Raw genomic sequence first — 17,711 nt, 5'->3', positions numbered from 1 at the left:
ATATGAAATTAGAAACACCAATAATAAGTGATAGTAAAAAAGTACAAAACGAGATTATTGCTAAGATTAAAGAACTTATTAATTATAAAAATTTAGAGCCAGGAGATAAGTTGCCTTCTGAGAGAATGCTGTCTGAAAAGTTTGGAGTTACTCGTGGTAATGTCAGGGAGGCTATTCAAAAACTAGAATTTTATGGTTTGTTAAAATCTATTCCGCAAAGCGGAACCTTTGTAGCTAATATTGGTGTAATAGCTATGAATGGAATGATTGATGATATTTTAAGGTTAGAATCCCCGGATTTTAAATCCTTAGTAGAGACAAGGATATTATTAGAACTTAAAACGGTTAAACTAGCATCTTTAAGACGAACAGAAAAGGACTTAAAATTGATAAAGGAAGCACTAGATGCTTACGAAGAAAAAGTTTTATCAGGACAAGATGCTGTACAAGAAGATTTATTATTTCATTTAGCTATAGCAAAAGCAAGTGGAAATAGTACAATGAATACTTTTATGTTGACTATAACACCACAAATAATTATAGATTTTGAAAAATATCATGTTTGCGATAAAAATCAAGCAGCTTTGGGTATAAGAGAACATACCGAAATTTATCAAGCTATAAAAGCTCAAAGGCCAGATTTGGCAAAACAAAAGATGAAAGACCATTTTAATGTTTTATACCAATATTGTTATAAGAGCAAATCAGCATAAATAGTTCTGAAAAATAAAATTGCACGCTTTTGTTTTTCAGTTTAAAAAATATAATAGGAGGGAAGAAATTCTTCAAATAAAGATTTCTTCAAAAATATAAATTGTATAACATACTAGAGTTCTAACAATATGCTTATTGGAACAACTGTTTTATGTTGTGTCTAGATTTTTGAAAATTCAATAATTATGAAAATAAAAGGACTAAGATGGTGGGTAATAGGTTTAATTGCCTTAGCCACTGTAATCAATTACATTGATAGGCAAGCCTTACCTGTTTTATGGCCAGATATTGCCAAGGATTTATATCCAGATAAAACATCAGATGAGCGCAAAGAAATATATGCTATTATTTCTACAATATTTATATTCTCTTATGCATTTGGACAAGCCATTTTTGGTAAAATTTTTGATAAGCTAGGTACAAGAATAGGGTTTACACTGTCCATTGGTTTTTGGTCAATAGCAACAGCAATACACGCTTTTGCTAAAGGTGTTGTTAGTCTAAGTGTTTTTCGTTCTATATTAGGTATTTCAGAAGCTGGGAACTGGCCAGGAGCGGCAAAAGGAAATGCAGAATGGTTTCCAACTAAAGAGCGTGCATTTGCTCAAGGTCTCTTCAATTCTGGTGCCGCAATTGGAGGAATTGTAGCTTTCCCTACAATAGGATTGTTGTCAGTTTATTTTAATTGGCAATACATTTTTATATTGGTTGGCGTTGTAGGTTTGTTATGGCTTATTCCATGGTGGATTTTAGTAAAATCACCTCCTTCAAAGCATCCATGGATTACAGATGAAGAGCGTGAATATATCTTAACTGGACAAAAAAATCAAGATATAGATCAAGATGGAGATTTTGATGAAGGGTACAATCCTAGTACTGATAAAATGTTAAAGCATAAGGAAAGTTGGGGCGTTATTATTGCATCTGCAGCTCTAGATCCTATTTGGTGGTTATTCATTTTTTGGATTCCAATTTACTTAAATGAAGTTTATGGAATGGATGTTAAATCAATTGGGTTTTATGCATGGGTGCCTTATGTAGGAGCAATGATTGGGGCTTGGTTTGGAGGGCTCTTAGCTCAGAATCGCATAAAAGCAGGTTGGACAGTAAATAAAACGCGCAAGTTTGTTATTACTCTTGGATGTTTAATTATGCTACCAACATTAATAGCTATGGCAAATCCTGGAGGACCAGAAACAGCAGTAATATTGATGGCAGTTATCTTATTTGGTTTTCAAACGGCAATTGGAAATGTACAAACGTTACCAAGTGACTTATTTGGAGGTAAAACAGTTGGAACTCTCTCTGGATTTGCAGGAATGGCAGCTAAATTAGGTGCATTTGGGCTAACTGCGTTGGTACCCTGGTTAACCTCTGGGGGTAACTATACTCCAGCATTTATTATTGGTGCCGCATTGGCTATTATTACAATAGTTAGTGTATGGGTGCTAATTCCAAAAGTAGAGGCATTAAAAGGAGTTGAAAAAATAATTAACAAAAGAACAAGTAATAAAAATTAAAAAATATGAGTAATTCAAATGAAAAAATAGCTGTAATAACTGGTGCAACAGGTGGTATTGGTTTTCAGGTAGCAAAAAGATTAGGAAAAGACGGGTATACTGTTGTACTAAATGGTATTGATGATGAAGCTGGTGTTAAAAGAGTTGAAGAACTTAAAGCTGAAGGAATTAATTCAGAGTATTACGGATTTGATGTTACTAATGAAGAGGCTGTAAGTACAAATATTGCTGCAATTGGAGATAAATATGGCAAAATAGATGTGCTTATAAACAATGCTGGTGGTTTAGGTGGAAGATCAAGATTTGAAGATATGACTACTGAGTTTTATAGATTTGTAATGGCACTAAATTTAGATTCTACTTTTTTTGCGTCAAGAGCGGCAATACCTTTTCTTAAAAAAAGTGATAACGCATCAATAATTAATTACACATCAATAGCAGGTTGGAATGCTGGAGGTCCTGGAGCAGGTATCTACGGAACTTCTAAAGCTGCTGTTCATGCAATAACTAGAGCATTAGCAAAAGACCTAGCTGAGTATGGTATTAGAGTTAATGCTGTTTCTCCTGGTACTATAGACACTCCTTTTCACGCCCAAATAAAATCGACTAAACCTGAAGTTTTTGCTTCATGGAAGAATAATATTTTATTAGGAAGATTGGGACAACCGCAAGAAGTAGCATCTGTTATTTCGTTTTTGGTTAGTGAAGATGCTGCTTTTTTAACAGCTGAAACTATACAAGTGGGCGGAGGTCAAGGTTTAGGGATATAAGCAAATAAGACACTTTTGTGTTTTAAGAGCTTATTATTAAGATTTAATTTCTCATTATTCTTGATTTTCTATATATGATTGATTTCCAATAATAAAGTATTTTAGCTCATATGTTTGCATATAGTAAGAAATGTAAGAACTAAATAAAACTAAAATGGGAAGGAAAACAAAAAGAGTTGTCACTTTTGGTGAAGTTATGATGAGGCTTTCGCCTCCTGGTTATGCAAAATTTTCACAGGCTAAATCTTTGGATATTGATTATGGAGGTGGAGAAGCAAATGTTGCAATTGCTTTGGCTTATATGGGAATTGATGCTAGTCATGTAACTCGATTACCAGATAACCTTGTAGGACGTTCGGCTACCCAATACTTAAGGCAGCATTGGGTTGATACTAATCATATTCTGTACGGAGATTCTAGAATGGGTTTATACTTCTTGGAAAAAGGAGCTGTTCATAGATCCAGTGAAGTAGTTTATGAAAGAGAGGATTCAGCGTTTTCAAAACTAAAACCTGAGATGCTTAAGTGGGAAGATATTTTAAATGAAGCTGATTGGTTTCATTGGACGGGTATAACTCCCGCAGTGTCTAAAGGAGCTGCAGAGTCTTGTTTAAAGGCTATAGAAGTGGCAAACTCTATGGGGATTACGGTGTCTGGTGATATACATTCTCGAAAAAGTTTATGGAAATACGGTTTGTCAAAACAGCAGATAATTCCTGAGTTAGTAGCTGGTACTAATGTTGTTATAGCTAGTACGTATGATATGTATGATATTTTTGGAATAGGAAAATCAAACTCAGATTTTCAAACAAGCTCAATAGCTCTACAGAAAAAATTCCCAATAATCCAAAAAGTAGTTGATAAAGATAGAGAGGTTTTAAGTGCCTCGCATAACCGTATAAAAGGAAAAATGTGGAACGGAAAAGAGTTTCTTACCACACCGTTTTATGATGTTACACATATTATTGATCGTGTTGGTACAGGAGATGCATATGCTGGAGGGTTAATATATGGATTGATTAATTATAAAGAAGATAAAGAAGCATTAAATTATGCTGCTGCTGCTTGTGCATTAAAACATACAGTTGAAGGGGATGCGAATATGGTCTCAGAGGACGAGGTTACAAGTTTAGTAAATGGTTCAGGTTCAGGTCATATTAAAAGATAAAAATTACTTAGTTTTATTAAACTTGATTTCATTTTAATTATTCAAAAATTATAATACATTACTTTTGGATAATTAAAAAAATAAGATGCCCTTCATAAATCAACCTGATTATTCATACATTGGAACTGTAATACTAACTGTTCTTATTGGTTTAGTTATTGTTCTAATTCTTATTTTTATCAGAAGAGTAGTTACTAGTGTTGTTGATGGCTTGGAAATGATTTATACATTTTACAGTAAGAAACCAGCTTTTGTTCATTTCTATCCATTAATAAATAAGCTTAGTCAAGAGCAAGAAAATATCTTAAAAAATCAGTTTACTTTTTATAAAAGGCTCAATACTAAACATCAAAAGTATTTTAGGCACCGTGTCGCTTCATTCATAAAAGCTAAACACTTTATTGGAAAAGAAGAGTTTGAAGTTACAGAAGAAGTAAAAGTTTTAGTTTCGGCTACAGCAATAATGCTTACATTCGGTTTTAGAGACTTTATAATAAATGTTGTTAAAACAATTCTAATTTATCCCCAGCAATATTATTCGGAATTAAATAAGGAGTATCACAAAGGTGAATTTAATGTAAACCTTAAGACTTTGGTGCTATCTTGGGATAATTTCTTGGAAGGTTACAAAATAGAAGATGATAAACTAAATTTAGGTATTCATGAATTCTCTCATGCCATCCATTTTAATAGTTTATATCAAGAAGATATTAGTTCTGTGATTTTTATTGATACGTTTAATGAATTGAGAGAAATGATTTCTTTAAATAAAGAAATTAGAGATAATTTAATGTCTTCAGAGTATATAAGAAGTTATGCCTTTACCAATGATTTTGAGTTATTGGCAGTGGTGATTGAGACATTTATAGAAACACCAAAGCTATTTAGAGGTCAATTTCCAGAGGTTTACGTAAAGGTTAAGCAAATGCTTAATTTTAATTTTTCGGGTTATTAGTTATCTGGTTATGACATTTGTCATACAATTTTAGACATTGGTTTAGTAGTTTTAAAAAACTAAACATTAAATGTCATGATACAAAAAGCACCAATTTCAATGATAATGACTGAGGATGTCATAACATTAAAGAAAACAGACAAGTTAGAAGCTGCAGAACTATTATTCAAACAATATAAAATACGGCATATTCCCGTGGTTAATGATAATATTATTCTTGGTATGTTAAGTTATACTGATTTACTTCGGTTAAGTTTTGCAGATGTTACCAATGATAATGATAGTAATGCAGATGTTATGGTATACAATATGTTTACTATTGAGCATGTTATGAAAAGAAATATTGTAACTGTATCTTCTTCAAATTCAATAAAAGAAGTGGCAGAAATTTTGGCGACAAGAGAGTTTCATGCACTCCCCGTTGTTGATAATAATAAATTAACTGGTATTGTAACTACTACTGATTTAATAAAGTATTTATTGGAGCAATTTTAATAATTCAGTAATAACCAGATATTAAATAGACTGTAGAAAATAATGCATAAAAGCTTAAGAATTAGCTATACCTCTTAAATCCTTTATAGTTTCTATTTGGTTATCACTTTTAAATACATAACTACCAGCTACTAAAACATCTGCACCAGCATCAACCAATTGTTTTGCATTTTTATTGGTTACTCCACCATCAATTTCAATTTTTGTTGATGCACCTTTACTAATAATTAAGTCTTTTAATTGTTTTACTTTGTTATATGTGTTTTCAATAAAGCTTTGTCCGCCAAAACCAGGGTTTACACTCATCAAGCACACTAAATCTATATCATTAATAATATCTTCTAATACACTCACATTGGTGTGCGGATTTAATGCCACACCAGCTTTCATCTTTTGAGATTTTATAGCCTGTAAAGTTCTATGCAAATGAGTACATGCTTCGTAATGTACCGTTAATATATCGCTGCCCAATTCAGCAAAAGTTTTTATATATCTGTCAGGATCAACAATCATTAAATGGACATCAATCGTTTTTTTTGCATGCTTGCTAATAGCCTTTAGCACAGGCATTCCAAATGATATGTTAGGCACAAAAACACCATCCATAACATCAATATGAAACCAATCCGCGTCGCTATTGTTAACCATTTCAATATCACGCTGTAAATTAGCAAAATCAGCAGCTAAAATAGAAGGAGCAATTAGTTTTGAAGACATATAAAAATAATTTCGGTAAAGATACTAAAGTCTTTAGCTAAAGGAAAAGAATTTTAAAAATAGCAAAAAATAAACCCGCGGTAATCAGCCGCGGGTTCTTTCATCAATCAAAAAACGAACAGTTATGTTTTGTAACTGTTGTTACCTTAATTTAGTCGTAATTATTATCAAAAAATTACTAACCTAAATATGTTTTTAATATTTTACTTCTAGACGTATGTTTTAATCTACGAATAGCTTTTTCTTTAATTTGTCTTACACGCTCTCTAGTTAAATCAAATGTTTCACCAATTTCTTCAAGTGTCATTGGGTGTTGGTTTCCTAAACCAAAGTATAAGCGAATTACATCAGCCTCACGAGGTGTTAAAGTTTCCAAAGCACGTTCAATTTCTGTACGTAAACTCTCGTGTAGCAATTCCTTATCAGGATTTGGCGATTCACCAGAATTTAAAACGTCGTATAAGTTAGAGTCTTCACCTTCAACTAAAGGGGCATCCATACTTACGTGGCGTCCAGAATTCTTCATGGATTCCTTAACATCATTAATAGTCATATCCAACTCTTTTGCTATCTCTTCAGCAGAAGGTGGGCGTTCATGACTTTGCTCTAAAAAAGCAAATGTTTTATTAATCTTATTAATAGAACCAATTTTGTTTAATGGTAAACGTACAATACGTGATTGTTCAGCTAAAGCTTGAAGAATCGATTGACGAATCCACCAAACCGCATAAGATATAAATTTAAAACCACGCGTTTCATCAAAACGTTGTGCTGCTTTAATTAAACCTAAATTACCCTCGTTAATTAAATCAGGTAAAGTAAGTCCTTGGTTTTGGTATTGTTTTGCAACAGATACAACGAAACGTAAATTAGCCTTCGTTAACTTTTCTAAAGCTATCTGATCGCCAGCCTTAATACGTTGTGCTAATTCAACTTCTTCGTCGGCTGTAATTAAATCAACCTTACCAATTTCCTGTAGATATTTATCTAACGATGCAGTTTCTCTATTAGTAACCTGCTTCGTAATTTTAAGTTGTCTCATCTAATGTGTCCTGAATTTAATTATGAATAAATAGGTCGTTCAATAGTTATACGCACAAATGTTACATTTTGTTACAAAAAAGATTAAAATATTTTCAATCTCTTAATTATTAGACGCTTAAATTATAGAAAAGTCACAAACACTTCAATTATTTGGGCATTACCCACAAGGGGTCGGGCTTTCCGTTACAAGTCCTCGCACCTCCTACGTCGGGCTGTGGGCTTTCCTCTACAATCCCTAATGCGCTTACTGTTGTGGCTTATTCGCTTAAAAGAGAGGTGTAAATAAAAAATAGTAAAAAAAATATGGTATTTCAGCAATAATAAATGATGACTATTGTTGGCTTTTAGCTTTTATTATTGATATTATAATTCATTCCTATTTTGAGTTAGAATTCCTTAAAATTTGCAATTTTCGAAAAAATAGTTTTTCTGAATTATCTTTATTAAAATTCAAAAAAAAACGAAAATAGAACCAGCTTTATTTCAGGACGGGTCAAAATTATTGCCAACGTTTATGTATGAGAAAAGCTGCGTGTTTGTGTGCGAGGATTTTCCGAAGGAAAATCAGACGTAGTAAACTTGCAACTACCCTTGGTTAAGAACTAAACAAGCAATTATTTTTATACATTGTTGGCAACAGTATTTTATTCTTTTTTAACTTGTAATTTTCTAAATTCAGTCAGAATCTTTTCTTTATCCATTTCGGTTAAACCAAAATCTGGTAATCTTTCAGGTGGTGGAATTTCGTCATCAATTAACAAAACGTTTTGCACAAGATATTCACCAATGCCCATATTCCAACCTAAACAACCTGATTGATAATCTATTTGGTAAGTCGTGTCACGAATAGCTTTTAAAGTCAATTCTGTTTTGTTGGAAAAGCCTTTTTTTCTTAAAAGTCCCTCATAAGCAATTCCTTTTACGATTCCGTTTGGGTATTCAGTCAGTTTAAGGAGCTCCGATTCGGTTGCGGTTTTCATAATCCATCTTCTTCTGTCAACTTCGTTCTTTGTGGAAGCCCCCATTCCACCAATTCCACTAGTAATTCCACGTAATTCCGCAATTTGTAAAGAATCTTTTATTTCTTTTCTTATTCCATTCCAATTATAACTCCAATTCGGTTCATAATTTGACACAATAGCAGTTATAACTCCAATTCCGATTATTGTTAATATTGGAAATAAAATCGAAAATCGACTTCGTTTACTGTTATTTCTGCGTTTTGTCATATCGTTGCCAACGGTTGGGCTATGAGTAGTTGCGCGGTTTAGCGATTGACTTTGCAAGTACACACCAAACTGAAAATCCTCACGGATTTTCAGAAGTAGGCGAGAACAAGCAATTACTTATAGTCATTGTTAGCGATAGTTATTATTTTAGATTTTTCTTTAAATAATCAGTTACACCTTGACTAAATGACGTTAACCAAGCAGATGGTGCGCTTGTTGTTCCAACATAAATTTTATCCCCTGTTAGCAAGTTCTTTTTTAGATTATCTCTAACGTTAGCTGGTGTGTCCTCCGTCCAAATTATGCAGGCATTATCCATCAGAAAAGCAAATTTCTTATATGCTCGAATCTCGTTTTTCAGAGCATTCTTTTTTTCGAGAGTAGGATTCTTGAATTCAAATACTATTATTAACTGATTCATTTCTCTTGGCTTATTTTATGGATTTCACTTGCAATAAGTTTTACCAATTCAACGCATTTTGATGCAGAATCTTTATCAATGTCTATTTCGGTTAGTTCCGTTTGCGTTAAATCGTGGTCTCCACAATGTACTATTAAGTGTCTTCTTTGAGTGAAGTTTTCGATTGAACTTAAAATGTTATCTATACTTTTATCTGCACTAATAGATATTTGTTTAAATATTTGATTCATTCCTGCTAACTTCATAAACTTATCAATTGATTTTTGACCTTGAAATGAGCGTTTTTCAAAATCAGCATCAAATTTTTGTACGACTTTGTCATAAAAGTTGTTTTCCAATACTACTTGATGCAGTTCTTCCTTACTAAAAAGTTCTTCTTTTATGTATTTCTTAAGGTCACTTGATAAACTTCTTTCATTAAGATTTTTCTTTATCTCTACAATTAGAAAAGTCTTTATATATGAATCTAACGCGGAAATGGAAAGAACAACAACAGCACGATAAGAATCAAGCAATTTATTTTCCGATATTCCTAAAGAATTACCAGAGGAATCTATGTCGATTTCCAATAAATTCTGAGCTCGCTTTATTCCACTATCAAAAATAGAATAGGCTTGTTCAGATGAACTTCTAACTGTATCCTCAGATTGACTATCGGATTCAGACGAAGGAATGTCATTTCCTATTTCATCATTAATATTATCATCCATTTGGTTTAATTTTATCTATTGTTCTTTTAATTATCGCTAACGTTTATGTATATGGAAAGTTGCGGGTTTGCGTGCGAGGATTTTCCGAAGGAAAATCAGACGTAGCAAACGTGCAACGACCTTTGTTTTAGCACAACACCAGCAATTTTTTATATACGGTGTTGGCAATAGTTTTTTTATTCAAATTGTTTGTTTTTTTTTCCAAAAACTTGGCTGAAAATAACCATTGCGCCTAATCCAATTATCAAAATCAGAGAATTATTAAGTCCAACGTTCCCTAAATAGCAAAATAAAGAAATAGTTCCGAAAAGATAAAATATTGTCAAAATTCTGCTTATCAGATTTAGTTTTGGTTTTAAGTCCGTTATTTTTTTTATAATCCGATTTCCCATTTGAAAATATAAGTAGTGAATTCCAAAAATTCCACCAAGAATAACATAAAATAGATTTTTTTCAATCCCTTTTATGTCAATATTCAACAAGCGCAATGTAGAAAGCAAATTGAAAAAAAATATAATAGAAAGACAAAACAAAGTTGACCATTCAGGAATAGATTTGTTCGTTCTTGAAAGTGATAAATAAATATTCAGATAAATTAATTCGTAAAAGTTCATTAAGATTTCGGTTTTCTCAAATTATTGCCAACGTTTATGTATATGATTTGTTGCGTGTTTTAAGCAACTAATTTAGTAAATAATTACAGGTAAAGAAAGTCCGCGAGGACTTTCGTAAGTAGGCAAGAAGCCAGCAATAAATTATATACGGTGTTACCAACTGGCTATCTTTCATTTCAATATTCGTAATCAATTTTATCTGGGTTCATTCTCATTATTTTAAATTCGTTAAAATCTTTAAAAAATTCAGTTTTTGGATATCCTTCCTGTTCTTTTTTTCCAGACCAAGTAAGGTGAGAGATTACAAATTTTTCATTTCCATTCTCTTGTCTTATTTCAAATAGAACGTCATCATTTCTTTGATCGTGACATAATGCTGAAAACTCCATTTTAGACAATAAGTGCTTCTTGGGTTTTCTTTCAAAAAATTTCAATAAGGATTTTTCATAGTTTCCTAATTCTTTATTTAACTCATTTTCAAATGCTATTTTCTGTTCTATTCCAATTTCATTCCAAGGTTTTTCAACAAATGATTTTTGCGGTTTAGTCAGAAAATAATCTTCTATAATTTTAGAGTCTATTCCAGTTAAATCAATTCTTATAGGTTCATTAGTTAATTCTTTTATGTCACTAAAAGTATAACCACCTTCTGGAAACAGAAAAACACCATTTTCCAATTGTGCATTGAATCTCAAAGAATTCCATTTATCATAATTCGGTTTGTTATTTTTCCAAAATTCCCAAACTTTTTTTTGAACTTTTTCAAAATATAATTCTGTTGGTCTAAATTCTCCGAATAAATTTCCCATAGACAAATCTCCAACGATTAATTCAGTTGTTCCAATTAGAAAATTTTCGGAATATATTCTTGTCTCCACGAGAGTTGGTTTTGCTTGTTGGTAACGGATTTGTATAAGATTAGTTGCGTGGTTTAGCAACGAATTTAGCAAATACAAACCGAATAGAAAATCCGCGAGGATTTTCGTAAGCAGGCTCGTATCAAGCAATTAATTTTATACGGTGTTGTGTACAGTTATTTATATTCATAAACAAATTCCTCTCTCAATTTATCATTTCGAGCGAATTCTTTTTTTCTTTTAAGTATTCCGTTTTTATCGTAAATGAACAATGTGTATTCAACTACCATATTTTTACTTTTAAATATCTTTTCTATTTTACTTAATCCAAATTTGTTGTATTCGTAAAGATATAAATCGTAATCATTATCATCTCTTTTTATAATCCGTCCTTTTTTGTCGTATTCATAAGTGAACTTTTTTCTATATTTTTTTCTGGTTGGGTAAACCTTACTAATAAGCAACCCTTTTTTGTAGTTGCTTATTTCATAAAGGACAGAATCTTTGTAAAGTTCAATCTTTTTTAAATTACCGAAAAAGTTATAGTGATAGACTTCTTTCTCATCGAATTTATTAATCAAATACTTTAGTTTTCCTTTTCTTCGATATTCTTTCTTTATATTATATTTCCATTCTTTCAAAGAATCCTTATAATAGTTTTGGTAAATACTGTCTAAATTTCCGTATTTATCGTAATAAAATTTACTTTCTCCACCTAAAGCAGAATAATAATGAACTTTTAAAGTTTGTTTTACTTTTCGGTTTAAGTAATTAGTTTTTGATTCAAAAATATTTATAAAAGGGTATTCGTGATGTTCCTTTTTAAAGCTTGGAAATTCCTCTTTGTAAATTCCGCTCTTATATTCAGTCAGTATTTGATTCAGAGTCGAGTCGTTTTTTTCTTTATTAAGTTTCCATTCATATCTTATTGATTTAATTTCAGATGTGTCAATTTTGACTTGCGAAAAACTCGAAGTAGAAATCGAAATTAAAATGATAAGCAGGAAGTTTTTCATAATTGTACACAACGTGTTCGTGTATGGTTAGTTGCGTGGTTAAGCAATTAATTTAGTAAACAAAAACTTGCCAGAGAAAATTCCGAAGGAATTTTCCAAATAAGCACTTGCCAAAGCAATTAATTATACACGGTGTTAGGCAACGTTTCTAATTCGTTTTCTGCATTTCGAATTCTCCGTTTATAATTTCTTCAAGATAACCGTCGGAATATTTTTCCTCATACACAGTCATTTCCCAATTCCCGCTTACTTTATCTTTTTCGTCATCTAGAAATCCAAGATAATGTATATCAGGATGTTCAGCTGAATGATCTAAAATGATTTTTCCGTTTTGGTCTTTAAAATAATAGCAAGGATATTTCATTACAAAACTCATTTTTCCATCTTCAATAAAGCCTTTTACTGATGCAGGTCTTTCAAACGCATTTTTTGATTCAGAGTCAGTAGATATTCCAACAAATGAGTTTTCCGTGAGAGTGATTTCCATTGCGAACTCAACTTTTTTATATTGTTCAATAGTATCATACCCTTCCAGATATGTAAAAAATCCTATCCAGTTTTGTTTTTGGTGAATGGTTTTCATCTAATGTTGCCTAACGGACTTATGTATGAAACGTAGCATGCAAAAAGACACTAACTTTTCGGATTAACACAGAGCCGAATTTTTATATTTTGTTTTTAACTTGTCAATTTTAAAAGCCAAATTAAAAATTTGGCGGTCTTTGTAAATAAATACTAACCATTCGGAAAGCCTTCACTAGCTATGTTTTATACACGTTGTTGGCAAACGTTTTTATTTCCTTTAAGAAGTCTTCTGTCATTCTGATTAATTTATTCAAATCCTTTTCTTTTATCTCACTCTTTTGAATAGGATGACCGTGAACAATATGATTTCTAATGTGTGAAATTTTATTCAGCCATTCGTAGTCAATTCGTCCAATTATTCCGTAACTGTATAATTGTTTAATATTAGCTGTTGGATTAAGTTTTCTTTCAGACTTTGGTTGGTCAGCTTTCAAAATTGCTCTTGATGAAGCCTCAAATAAAGACCAAGCATATAAAAAATGAGGCTCTAAAAAGTTTTTATCGATTGAGTTTGAAACTTTATTTAGTCTATTCTCAAGTTCTATAAGACTGTATTCTTGATATCTGTTATTTCTTAAATTGTCTTTTACTCTTGGGTTAGTAATTACTAACTCAAACTTCCAATTCTCAAGAGAATTAATTCTTGCAGATAATTCTTTTAGGTATTCAGAATTTTTAATTGTCTCACTTGTTTTAACTTCAACCACCACATTCATTTCTCCTTTTTTAAGGATAAGGTCAGGTCGATAATCTTTTAAAAATTCAGGTAGTAAATCTTTTTCTGGTTCGATAAATACTTGAAATCCCTTTTCTTCATATTCACGAGCAAGTTCCTTGATTCTTCTTTGTTCCCTTTGTATGTTATTTGTTCTTTCCATTAGTCAAGTTCTTGATTGTGTTGAAATTCCTCTACTTTGATATGTAAAAAATCAACTCCATTTAAGAAGCCCTCAATAATTACTGGTGAAGCACCTTTAATTTTATATGCACCATTTATATTTCTTTTTCTCGCTGAAGTTTCTACTACTTGGTCATCATCTACGTAAACGACACCTACTAAAGCATCTTGCATAGGTTTAATTATATTATCCGCATCTGGACTATCTCCTTCGTAATAATAGGTTACCTTAAAAGTAACTTCATCAGTTATTGCAACAGCTCCATTTGTCAACGCATTAGTTGCAGCAGCGTTTACTTTTGCTTTCCAAGCTTGTAATCGTGCTCTGTTTTTCGTTTGAAGAGAAACTGGTGGTCCTTCAACTATAAATTCAAATGGTAGCATTAATGTTCATTTTTTTTCTCGTTTCTCAAATGTTTGCCAACGGTTTTGTATAAGATTAGTTGTGTGTTTTAAACACTAAAGTTAGCAAATAAATCACTGATAGAAAGTCTGTAAGGAATTTCGTAAACAGGCTAGAACTAGCAATTAATTTTATACGTTGTTGTGCCTCGTTTTTTTCGTTTGGTTTTTCAATTTTCCTTTTCTAAATAATTCCATACGTCGTTTCCAAGCTTTTCTCCATTTTCTGAATTTGTAAAAAGTACGTAACCCCATTTTTTTGTAATATCCATCAAATAATAGCAGGTAAAACCGTCATTACTTCCTCCGTGAAAGTATGTCGTATTATATGGTTTATCGGCAGTTATAAATCCTAAAGTGTAATAGACATTCATACCAGTCGAAGATGTTGATATTGTTGAATGATGTTTAAATAATTCATTGTAACTTTCTTTAGATAACAGTTTTTTGTTCATTACCGCAATCATCCATTTTGAAAAGTCTAATGGTTCAGAATGAATAGATGAAGATGAAACAAATACACCTTTATCTTTTTTAAACCAATAGTTGTTTTTCAAATCAATCCATTCACGTTGATTGTTATAAGGTTCTGCTTTATGTTCATTCGTGTAGGGTGTCGGGATGAAAACTGTATGTTCCATTTTTAATGGATTTGCAATCTTTTCTTGAAAAATCGATTCTAAACCATTCCAATCTGTACCCTCTATTTGTTTTAAAACCATTGCCAAATATTGATATCCTTCTCCTGAATACTCATAATCTGTATCAGGCTCAAATTTTATCTTTAATTTTTTATCTTGTTCGTTTTCTCTCCAATTAGGAAAACCAGTTCTATGACTTAAAACCATTCTTGCTGTTATTTTTTTATATCTTTTATCATATGCTATATCTTGATATGGTAAATATTCGTATAATGGTTTGTCTAAATCTAATTTTCCTTCTTCAACGAATTTCATTACGAAAAGAGCAAATACTGATTTGGACATTGAAGCACCTTCAAAAATCGTTTTGTCAGTTACTGGTAATTGTTCTTCTAGATTTGCAAATCCAAATGTTTGGCGATAAACTACTTCGCTTTCATTTATAATAGCAATTGAAAGTCCAGGGATATTTAACGAGTCCATTCTCGATTTAAGAAAAGTATTTATAGAATCGGTTGAAACTTCAAATCCTACAAGGTTTTTAATTTTCTTCTGTGAGTGACAGCTCGTAAATGAGATTGTCAACAGAAAAAGTATCAATATTTTCAGTGATTTTTCTTTCATTTGATGGTGTTTCTTAAATGAGGCACAACGGTTACGTATATGAAATGTTGCGTGTTTGTGTGCGAGGATTTTCCGAAGGAAAATCAGAAGCTAGCAAACAAAGCAACTCACATTGGTAAAGCACAAAATAGCAATTTTTTATATACATTGTTACCCAACGTTTTTTATCTTTTAGTATATGTTAAATCATAAGGAAAATCTTCTATTACTAATTCATTTTCTTTTAATGATAAAATTTTCACTCGAATTTGTTGTCCGATAAAATAATATTTTCCGTTTTCAAGTTTTTCTATTACTCCAACCGTGTTTTTTTTTAAAATATTCTAATTTGTCAGAACGAACTGGTGAATTAACAATAATTTCGTTATTTGAAATAGTCCATAAGTCTGATTCAAACTCATCGTATTTATATAAATCGATTGCTATTTTTAAATCAGTTCGAATAACTTCTTCATCAGTTATTATTACTTCAATTCCGTATTCTTTTGTTAGTAGTTTGCTTAATGAGTCATTACTAATTTTAGTGTTTTTTTCTGCTGATTTAAATTTCCAATTCCCAATCAAATCTGATTTCTTAAATTCCTGCGAAAAGATAAAAAGAGGAAGTGTTAAAGTTAAAGTCAGAATTATTCTTTTCATATCTTTTTTCTCAAATGTTGGGTAACGTTTTTGTATATGGTTTGTTGCGTGTTTTAAGCACCTAATTTAGCAAATACAAACCGAATAGAAAGTCCGTGAGAACTTTCGTAAGTACGCTAGAAGTAGCAATAAATTATATACGGTGTTGCCCATAGTTTTATTTTATTTTATTGTCAGAAATTAATTCAGTTCCATAATAAATTCGGAATTTTTTTAATTCTTTCGGTAAAGAAAAGTACAGGTCGACTTTACAAGATTTCAATTCCTTATGGTCTAAATAAGGTGATGCCATTTTCGGTTTTCTTTTAGTTCCAAAATTAATGTTAGGACAAACATCTTGATAACCTTCAATTTTATAATCATTAAATGTATTCTTTACTTCAGGTTTGTATGAAAGCCATTCTTTTAATTTCTTATCTTTAGGTTGGAAATTAACTAAATGTCCAAATCCAATATATATCCATCCTGCAGCATAATTATGCCTAACATCTAATGGTCTAATTCTCTTTTTGTATTCATCAGAAACTAAATAAAACTTATTTGGATCAAAATCGTCTTTTTCTCCAGATACAGATTTCATTTTATACCTAACTTGTACTTTCTTTACATCCTTTGTTGTCTTTATAGTATAGACATAATTTCCACCAACAGCTTTTTTAGCTTTAATAAATTTAAATTTAAAATTGTCAGCAGTTATATATTCTTGACTATGTAGTTGGAAATTGATTATAAAAATTACTACAATCAAAAGTGTCTTTTTCATATTTGTTCGATTTTTTTAAATTATGGGTAACGGTCTCGTATAAAAATAGTTGGGGGTTTGTGTGCGAGGAATTTCCGAAGGAAATTCAGACGTAGCAAACACGCAACGACCTTTGATTAAGTACTAAACCGCAATTATTTTTATACATTGTTAGCCATAGTTATTTATTCGATTCAAGAAATTCAGTCATTATTATGTCATTCATTTCTTTTGCCTTTTCAAGTGATTCATTTCCATTTAAGTCTAAATAATATCCACCATAAACAAGATGGTTATTTATAAGAATCAAATTGTATACATACACCACTATAATTTCGTGGTCATCATAGTAAGGCTTTATTAATTTTAAAGCAGATAATATGTTTTCATTGGGTCTGTATTCCTCAATAACTATCGGCTTTTCAGAATGTAAAAAAGTTGTGTCAGAATACACTTTTTTTAGAGCTTCCAATCTGTCAACATTAATAGTTCCAGTTTTCTTTTTTTGAACTCTAAATAATCTTTCTAAATCGTTTCCAGTCAATTTCCATTTTTGCTCATTTTTGTTAATCATGAATACTGCATAATCTTCAAAATCGAGAACATCTAGACTATCCTTTTTTGCAAACGTGTAATTATTTAAAAAAACTCCAACAGTTTTCATTTTATCAGAAACTGATAAATCATCAAAATATAATTTTACTGATTCATCTGAGTAGGATTCAGTCCATTTTTCAAAATTCGGAAGATTAAATTCGATACGTTCAATTTCGTTTTTCTCTTCAGAATAATAGTCCTCTTTTTTATCAGACTTACATCCGATTAATAGAAGAAAAAATATTATGTAAGTTCTGGTCATTCTTAATTATGGCTAACGGTTCGTGTAAGGATAGTTGCGTGGTTAAGCAACTAACTTAACAAAAATGGAACGAACCAGAGGAAAATCCGCA

General features: G+C 31.2%; 21 protein-coding genes. 6 read left to right on the top strand and 15 right to left on the bottom strand.

Annotated elements, in window-relative coordinates:
• Positions 1 to 2: 2 nt before the first annotated feature.
• The 6 genes from Q0772_RS15625 to Q0772_RS15600 all read left to right on the top strand — a co-directional run bounded on the left by Q0772_RS15625 (position 3) and on the right by Q0772_RS15600 (position 5,622).
• Positions 3 to 713 carry a FadR/GntR family transcriptional regulator gene (locus tag Q0772_RS15625; RefSeq protein WP_298346721.1) on the top strand — a complete coding sequence of 237 codons (711 nt, stop codon included), beginning with the start codon at positions 3 to 5 and terminating at the stop codon, positions 711 to 713.
• A gap of 186 nt (positions 714 to 899) precedes the next feature.
• Positions 900 to 2,234: an MFS transporter gene (locus tag Q0772_RS15620; RefSeq protein WP_298346719.1), complete on the top strand. Its 1,335-nt coding sequence runs from the start codon at positions 900 to 902 to the stop codon at positions 2,232 to 2,234.
• 5 nt (positions 2,235 to 2,239) lie between these two features.
• Positions 2,240 to 3,004 carry an SDR family NAD(P)-dependent oxidoreductase gene (locus Q0772_RS15615; RefSeq protein WP_298346717.1) on the top strand — a complete coding sequence of 255 codons (765 nt, stop codon included), beginning with the start codon at positions 2,240 to 2,242 and terminating at the stop codon, positions 3,002 to 3,004.
• Positions 3,005 to 3,158: 154 nt separating this feature from the next.
• Positions 3,159 to 4,172 (top strand): sugar kinase, encoded by a 1,014-nt coding sequence (locus tag Q0772_RS15610; protein WP_298346714.1) that lies wholly within the window; start codon positions 3,159 to 3,161, stop codon positions 4,170 to 4,172.
• An 85-nt stretch (positions 4,173 to 4,257) separates the two neighbouring features.
• Positions 4,258 to 5,127: a zinc-dependent peptidase gene (locus Q0772_RS15605; RefSeq protein WP_298346712.1), complete on the top strand. Its 870-nt coding sequence runs from the start codon at positions 4,258 to 4,260 to the stop codon at positions 5,125 to 5,127.
• Between the two features lie 75 nt (positions 5,128 to 5,202).
• A complete protein-coding gene (locus Q0772_RS15600; protein WP_298346710.1) occupies positions 5,203 to 5,622 on the top strand; it encodes a CBS domain-containing protein in 420 nt (139 codons plus the stop codon).
• A 54-nt stretch (positions 5,623 to 5,676) separates the two neighbouring features.
• Here Q0772_RS15600 and rpe read toward each other — a convergent pair whose 3' ends face one another.
• From rpe to Q0772_RS15525, 15 genes are all read right to left on the bottom strand, one after another.
• On the bottom strand, positions 5,677 to 6,339 hold the full coding sequence (rpe, locus tag Q0772_RS15595; RefSeq protein ID WP_298346708.1) for a ribulose-phosphate 3-epimerase: 663 nt from the start codon (positions 6,337 to 6,339) through the stop codon (positions 5,677 to 5,679).
• Positions 6,340 to 6,517: 178 nt separating this feature from the next.
• Positions 6,518 to 7,381 (bottom strand): sigma-70 family RNA polymerase sigma factor, encoded by an 864-nt coding sequence (locus Q0772_RS15590; RefSeq protein WP_019387909.1) that lies wholly within the window; start codon positions 7,379 to 7,381, stop codon positions 6,518 to 6,520.
• 646 nt (positions 7,382 to 8,027) lie between these two features.
• On the bottom strand, positions 8,028 to 8,612 hold the full coding sequence (locus tag Q0772_RS15585; protein WP_298346705.1) for a hypothetical protein: 585 nt from the start codon (positions 8,610 to 8,612) through the stop codon (positions 8,028 to 8,030).
• 142 nt (positions 8,613 to 8,754) lie between these two features.
• Positions 8,755 to 9,033, bottom strand: a complete 279-nt coding sequence (locus Q0772_RS15580; protein WP_298346703.1) for a hypothetical protein — start codon at positions 9,031 to 9,033, stop codon at positions 8,755 to 8,757.
• Entirely contained in the window at positions 9,030 to 9,743 is a 714-nt protein-coding gene (locus Q0772_RS15575) for a HEPN domain-containing protein (RefSeq protein WP_298346701.1), read from the bottom strand. Before Q0772_RS15575 ends, Q0772_RS15580 begins: the two co-directional genes overlap by 4 nt.
• A gap of 176 nt (positions 9,744 to 9,919) precedes the next feature.
• A complete protein-coding gene (locus Q0772_RS15570) occupies positions 9,920 to 10,357 on the bottom strand; it encodes a hypothetical protein (protein WP_298346699.1) in 438 nt (145 codons plus the stop codon).
• A gap of 176 nt (positions 10,358 to 10,533) precedes the next feature.
• Positions 10,534 to 11,235, bottom strand: a complete 702-nt coding sequence (locus Q0772_RS15565) for a hypothetical protein (protein WP_298346698.1) — start codon at positions 11,233 to 11,235, stop codon at positions 10,534 to 10,536.
• A gap of 155 nt (positions 11,236 to 11,390) precedes the next feature.
• On the bottom strand, positions 11,391 to 12,230 hold the full coding sequence (locus Q0772_RS15560; RefSeq protein WP_298346697.1) for a hypothetical protein: 840 nt from the start codon (positions 12,228 to 12,230) through the stop codon (positions 11,391 to 11,393).
• Between the two features lie 148 nt (positions 12,231 to 12,378).
• Positions 12,379 to 12,813: a hypothetical protein gene (locus tag Q0772_RS15555; RefSeq protein ID WP_298346695.1), complete on the bottom strand. Its 435-nt coding sequence runs from the start codon at positions 12,811 to 12,813 to the stop codon at positions 12,379 to 12,381.
• Positions 12,814 to 12,991: 178 nt separating this feature from the next.
• On the bottom strand, positions 12,992 to 13,693 hold the full coding sequence (locus tag Q0772_RS15550) for a hypothetical protein (RefSeq protein ID WP_298346693.1): 702 nt from the start codon (positions 13,691 to 13,693) through the stop codon (positions 12,992 to 12,994).
• Entirely contained in the window at positions 13,693 to 14,097 is a 405-nt protein-coding gene (locus Q0772_RS15545) for a RusA family crossover junction endodeoxyribonuclease (RefSeq protein WP_298346691.1), read from the bottom strand. Before Q0772_RS15545 ends, Q0772_RS15550 begins: the two co-directional genes overlap by 1 nt.
• 188 nt (positions 14,098 to 14,285) lie before the next feature.
• Positions 14,286 to 15,380, bottom strand: coding sequence for a serine hydrolase domain-containing protein (locus Q0772_RS15540; protein ID WP_298346690.1), 1,095 nt, complete (start codon positions 15,378 to 15,380; stop codon positions 14,286 to 14,288).
• Between the two features lie 279 nt (positions 15,381 to 15,659).
• Positions 15,660 to 16,019: a hypothetical protein gene (locus Q0772_RS15535; protein ID WP_298346688.1), complete on the bottom strand. Its 360-nt coding sequence runs from the start codon at positions 16,017 to 16,019 to the stop codon at positions 15,660 to 15,662.
• A gap of 157 nt (positions 16,020 to 16,176) precedes the next feature.
• Complete coding sequence (locus Q0772_RS15530; RefSeq protein ID WP_298346686.1) at positions 16,177 to 16,782, bottom strand: hypothetical protein; 606 nt, start codon at positions 16,780 to 16,782, stop codon at positions 16,177 to 16,179.
• A gap of 160 nt (positions 16,783 to 16,942) precedes the next feature.
• Positions 16,943 to 17,620: a hypothetical protein gene (locus Q0772_RS15525; RefSeq protein WP_298346684.1), complete on the bottom strand. Its 678-nt coding sequence runs from the start codon at positions 17,618 to 17,620 to the stop codon at positions 16,943 to 16,945.
• Positions 17,621 to 17,711 lie beyond the last annotated feature (91 nt).

The sequence above is a fragment of the uncultured Algibacter sp. genome (assembly GCF_947490405.1).
GTDB lineage: Bacteria > Bacteroidota > Bacteroidia > Flavobacteriales > Flavobacteriaceae > Algibacter_B.
This window is presented reverse-complemented; position numbering and strand designations above follow the sequence as displayed.